General features: G+C 68.0%; 4 protein-coding genes and 1 pseudogene. All 5 read right to left on the bottom strand.

Annotation, left to right across the window (positions count from 1 at the left end; translation table 11 throughout):
* Positions 1-1,060: lipid-A-disaccharide synthase (gene lpxB / locus AC3XYG_RS36035; protein WP_489144713.1), on the bottom strand; the 1,060-nt coding region annotated here is incomplete at its 3' end.
* Positions 1,057-1,878, bottom strand: coding sequence for an LpxI family protein (locus AC3XYG_RS36030; RefSeq protein ID WP_489144712.1), 822 nt, complete (start codon positions 1,876-1,878; stop codon positions 1,057-1,059). The genes AC3XYG_RS36030 and lpxB, both read right to left, overlap by 4 nt.
* Entirely contained in the window at positions 1,868-2,674 is an 807-nt protein-coding gene (gene lpxA, locus AC3XYG_RS36025) for an acyl-ACP--UDP-N-acetylglucosamine O-acyltransferase (protein ID WP_489144711.1), read from the bottom strand. Before lpxA ends, AC3XYG_RS36030 begins: the two co-directional genes overlap by 11 nt.
* Positions 2,671-3,144: a 3-hydroxyacyl-ACP dehydratase FabZ gene (fabZ, locus tag AC3XYG_RS36020; protein WP_489144710.1), complete on the bottom strand. Its 474-nt coding sequence runs from the start codon at positions 3,142-3,144 to the stop codon at positions 2,671-2,673. Before fabZ ends, lpxA begins: the two co-directional genes overlap by 4 nt.
* Position 3,145: 1 nt before the next feature.
* Positions 3,146-3,326: pseudogene (locus AC3XYG_RS36015) on the bottom strand (UDP-3-O-(3-hydroxymyristoyl)glucosamine N-acyltransferase); the annotation flags it as partial.

The raw sequence follows: 3,326 nt of genomic DNA, 5'->3' as shown, positions 1-3,326 counted from the left end.
CCGCTGCCGGGTCGGTCAGCAGCCGGTCGATCGCCGCGGCCAGCTTGTCCGGCGTGCAGTTCTCCTGCAGCAGTTCCGGCACCGCCGGGCGGTCCAGCATGATGTTGACCAGGTTGGCATACTTGGTGGTCAGCAGGCGCCGGACGACAAAGGCGGTCAGCGGGTTGATCAGATAGGCGATCACGCTCGGCACCCGCGCCATGCCCAGCTCCAGCGCCACGGTGCCGGAGGCGGCGAGCGCCGCGTCGCTGGCGGCGAAGGCGTCGTATTTCTCGCCATCGCCCTCGATCAGGATCGGGTCGCCGGGCCAGGATTGCGCCGCCGCGCGCACCAGCTCCGCCACCGTCTCGACCGTCGGCACCGCCACCCGCAGCCCGGGGTGGCGGGCAGCAAGCGCCTTGACCGTCTCGGCGAACACCGGCAGCAGCCGCTTCACCTCGCCGCGCCGGCTGCCCGGCAGCACGGTCAGCAGCTTGGCGTCCGGCGCGATGCCATAGTCGCGGCGGAAGCCGGCGCCATCGCCCTGCCCGGCCGCGGTCTCGATGATGGGATGGCCGACATAGGTGGTCGGCAGCCCGTGCCGTTCGAACCAGGGCGGCTCGAACGGCAGCTGCACCATCAGATGGTCGACCAACCCCGCCAGCTTGCGTGCCCGGCCGGGCCGCCAGGCCCAGACTTTGGGTGCCACGAAATGCACGATCGGGAAGGTTCGGTCGGCCAGCCGGCACGCCACCCGGGCGTTGAAGGCCAGGCCGTCGATCGACACCATCACATCCGGCTTCGCCGCCAGCGCCGCTTCGGCGGTGCGGCGCACCCGATCGAGCAGGCGCGGCAGCTGCGGCACCAGCTCGACCACGCCCATGACGGCGATATCGGCCAGCGGGAACAGGCTCACCAGCCCTTCCGCCGTCATCCGGGCGCCGCCGACGCCGCTGAAGCGCACGCCGTCGCCGCAGCGGCGCTTCAGGGCGGCCATCAGGCTGGCGCCCATCAGATCGCCCGAAGGTTCGGTGGCGACCAGGAAGATGTGCGGCCCCGCCATCTCGGCTGACGACATCATTCGCCCTCCGCCAGGCAGAGCACGAACAGGCCGAGCCGGTCGGCCGTCTGCCGCACCGCCTCGGCATCGATGATCATGGCGCCACCGGCCTCGACCACGATGCCGCGCAGGCCGTTGGCGGCGGCGAGCTCGACCGTGGTCACGCCGATGGTCGGCGGGTCGAGCCGGATGTCCTGCTGCGGCTTCTTGGCCTTGACCAGCACGCCGCCCGGGCCCGGCCGGGCCAGCGGGCCGCAGCGGCGCAGCATTGCGTCGGTGCCCTCCGCCGCCTCGACCGCCAGCACATAGCCATGCTGCACCACGGCGCCCTGGCCGATGTCGAGCCGGCCGATTTCGCGGGCGATCTCGCGCGCCTTGTCGATGTCGCCCTGGGCCATCGTGTCGGGACCCAGCCGGGTCAGCAGGCCGGGCTTGGCCAGGAAATCGTCGATCACCTCATGCAGGGCGACGAGGCGGAACCCCTCTTCCTGCAGAATCCGGCGCAGCGCCGTCAGCAGCGCATCGTCGCCGAGCGAGGAGAAGCCGATCCGGGTCAGGATCCGCACCGCCTTGAAGTCCGGCATCAGCTCGAACAGGCTGGGACGGCGGATGTTGCCGACCGGGCACAGCGTGCCGACACCCTGGCGCTTGAGTTCCTCGATCCAGCGGCCGGCGGCGCCGAGCCTGGTCCAGAAATGCGGCACGCCCTCTAGCAGGGCCGGGTCGGTCATGCCGCGAAAGGCGACGACGACGAAATCCCGCCCGGCCTGCCGGCACGACTCGATCAGCCGCCCGGGCAACGGACCCGCGGCGGCGAGAATCCCCAGCTTATCCGGCATGCCGTCGGCGGGCCGGCTGCATCACGTTGCGACCGGCATCGGCGTCGATGAAGGCCAGGATGCGCTGCACGATCTCGTTGTCACCGTATTTTTCGCGCGTGTCTTCGAGCCGCGACGCGAACTCCCGCTCATCGTCGAACAGGGTGCGGTAGGCGGCCAGCATCGACTGGATCTGCGGCTTGGTGAAGCCGCGGCGCTTCAGCCCGACCAGGTTCAGCCCGTTCAGCGTCGCCGTCTCGCCGGTCGCGAGACCGAAGGGAATGATGTCGTTGCGCACCGGCGTCATGCCGCCGACGAAGGCGTGGGCGCCGAGGCGGATGTGCTGGTGGATGGCGCTGTTGCCGCCGATGATGACGTGGTCTTCGATCGTGACATGGCCGGCCAGCACGGCGTTGTTGGCCATGATGATGTGACTGCCGAGGATGCAGTCATGGGCGACATGCGTGTTCACCATGAACATGCAGTTGTCGCCGACCACGGTCTTCATCTTGTCGCCGCGCGTGCCCGGATTCATGGTCACGTGTTCGCGGATGACGTTGTTGGCGCCGATGATCAGTTCCGACTTCTCACCGGAGAACTTCAGATCCTGCGGCGGCAGGCCGAGCGAGACGAAGGGATAAATCTTCGTCTTCGGCCCGATGCTGGTGTGGCCGCCGATCACGCTGTGCGAGATCACCTCGACCTCGTCGCCGAGGACGACGTCGGGGCCGACGGTGCAGAACGGACCGATCTTGACGCCGGCGCCCAGCTTGGCGGCCGGATCGACCAGGGAGGTCGGATGGATCGAGGCGGTCATAGATCGTCCATGATCATGGCTGCGAATTCGGCCTCGGCGACCAGCACGTCCTCGACCATCACCTTGCCGGAAAACTTCCAGACATTGCGGCGCTGCTGCAGCCGCTTCACATGAACCCGCATGCTGTCGCCAGGCACGACCGGGCGGCGGAACCGGGCATTGTCCACCGTCATGAAGTAGACCAGCTTGCCTTTGGCATCCTCGCCCAGCGTCTTCACCACCAGGATGGCCGCGGTCTGGGCCATCGATTCGACGATCATCACACCCGGCATCACCGGGCGACGCGGGAAATGGCCCTGGAAGAAGCCTTCGTTGATGGTGACGTTCTTGATGCCCGTGCAGCTTTCGCCCTGCACGATGTCGACCACCCGATCCACCAGAATCATCGGATACCGGTGCGGGATCAGCTCCATGATCCCGACGATATCCAGCTGCGACAAATCCTTCTTGTCGCTGGCGGCTCCATCCATCTCAGTCGCCCTTCCCTTCGGCTAAACGTGCCAGCATGACCTGCTGCCGGAAAAACTGCCGCTTCGGTATCGCAGGGGCTCCCACGACTTCGGCGCCAGGGTCGACGTCCCGCATGACCCCCGCATTCGCGGCGATCTTCGCCCCCGCACCAATGCTGAGATGCCCCGCGACGCCAGCCTTG

The organism is Inquilinus sp. (assembly GCF_057815775.1).
The sequence above is the reverse complement of the archived record's forward strand: the minus strand, read 5'-3'. Positions and strand labels throughout refer to the sequence as shown.

Coding starts and splice junctions, on each gene's coding strand:
- fabZ (WP_489144710.1), bottom strand. CDS start 3,144: ATGGATGGAGCCGCCAGCGACAAGAAGGATTTGTCGCAGCTGGATATC.
- lpxA (WP_489144711.1), bottom strand. CDS start 2,674: ATGACCGCCTCGATCCATCCGACCTCCCTGGTCGATCCGGCCGCCAAG.
- AC3XYG_RS36030 (WP_489144712.1), bottom strand. CDS start 1,878: ATGCCGGATAAGCTGGGGATTCTCGCCGCCGCGGGTCCGTTGCCCGGG.